The 1,488-nt window shown below is 45.5% G+C and carries 2 pseudogenes; both read right to left on the minus strand.

Annotated features, from left to right (window positions below):
• Positions 1 to 24 precede the first annotated feature (24 nt).
• Positions 25 to 1,207, minus strand: a pseudogene (locus tag ACFILD_RS04400) (phage tail protein).
• Positions 1,207 to 1,488: pseudogene (locus ACFILD_RS04405) on the minus strand (baseplate assembly protein); the annotation flags it as partial. The pseudogenes ACFILD_RS04400 and ACFILD_RS04405, both read right to left, overlap by 1 nt.

The raw sequence follows: 1,488 nt of genomic DNA on the forward strand, positions 1-1,488 counted from the left end.
GGTAAACCACTTTCATGCTTCATATTAAAACCTCAATAAAATCTTGAATTGTTCGCGAACATCGGCACGCAAAGGAATATTAATGGGCGTTTTGAGTATCTCTACACCGCCATTTAGTTCATTGGCATCACACCAAAGCTTGCCTAGGGGGATATCAAGGGGGACATCTTGTTTGGGAATGCCGTGAACGAGAATGGAAACAAAAGCTGCTTGTTTCCCGTCAACATCATGAAAATCTGTGCGTCCTGCCAGAAAAAGCGCCGTGCCCAGCGAGGAGGGCTGGAATCGGCCGCCACAATGGCTGTAAACACCCTCCAAAGCTTGTTCGACAGGCGCTACAGCATAGCATCTGCGATACCCAATCACGCTATTTTGGCTGTCTCTTACCACAAGATAAAGCGTGCGGTTGCTAAACCACTCTGCCATGAGTATATCGCGTTCATGTTTTTTGACCGAACACCACGGAAAATTTGCCATGTCCCATGGATAATCGATTTGTTCCCAGCTTAACTCCTCGTCAAAGTCATCAATCCAATTGCCAATAAGCTTGCCTTCTTCTTTTGTGAGGGTATGATTGATTTCTGTTGTGCGCCCAAAGGAAAACAAAGTGTCCCCAGCTGTTAAGCGAACACCGCTTTCATACTCCAACATGCTGTCATCAAGCCGTGACATATTGCATTCAACAGCTTGCACATCATAACCATAGGTCCCACGACGAAAATCAGAGCGCAAACTTTTGGAAAGGTCGGTAATCGCTTCAATGGCTTCAAGGCTTTTGCGTTCAGGCAACTGATCAAAATCAAGTTGAAAGGAATTCCACCATGCGCGCCCCGTCCAGGCGGGTTGAAAGCGTGCTGTAATCTCTAGCCATTCAAGCCCTATCTCTATTGCCGCAAGGGAGCCACGTATCCTCTGCCATTGAAGCCCTTGATCAATCAAATCATAGAGGTTTGGAACATAAGGTGTCAGTTCACCAAGCCCGTATTCTTCAATCAACCACGGCAAGAAACGGGGAGGGCGTGTGATCAGTTTTGCGCGTGAAATCCCCAAAACAGANCAACCACGGCAAGAAACGGGGAGGGCGTGTGATCAGTTTTGCGCGTGAAATCCCCAAAACAGAACCATCAATATCTTGATGAAAATCGCAAGCATCGGCAAGGCGCTTTTCAAATTCTGTCGCGTTTGTGGGAAGGAGGGAACCAACCATTAGCGGGCACGTCCTTTGAAGTTTAAGGTGATTTTTCCAATCGATAAAATTTCTTCATCACAAACCATACTGTCTTGTGTTGGGGTAATGGCAATGACTTTTTGGACACCAGAAATCATTAGTTTTGAAATCCACCACGATAAACTTAATTCACGACCAATGGCTTGTTCTTGTCTCCATGCTGCTCTTAAATTTGTTTCCATTGTTGTGAGAATTTTCAAAGATGTTTCTGGTAACAGCCAAACATCTGCTTCTAAATCCAGCACTTTTTTGACAGCAGC

It is taken from the genome of Bartonella sp. CL162QHHD, assembly GCF_042195435.1.
Classification (GTDB): Bacteria; Pseudomonadota; Alphaproteobacteria; order Rhizobiales; family Rhizobiaceae; genus Bartonella.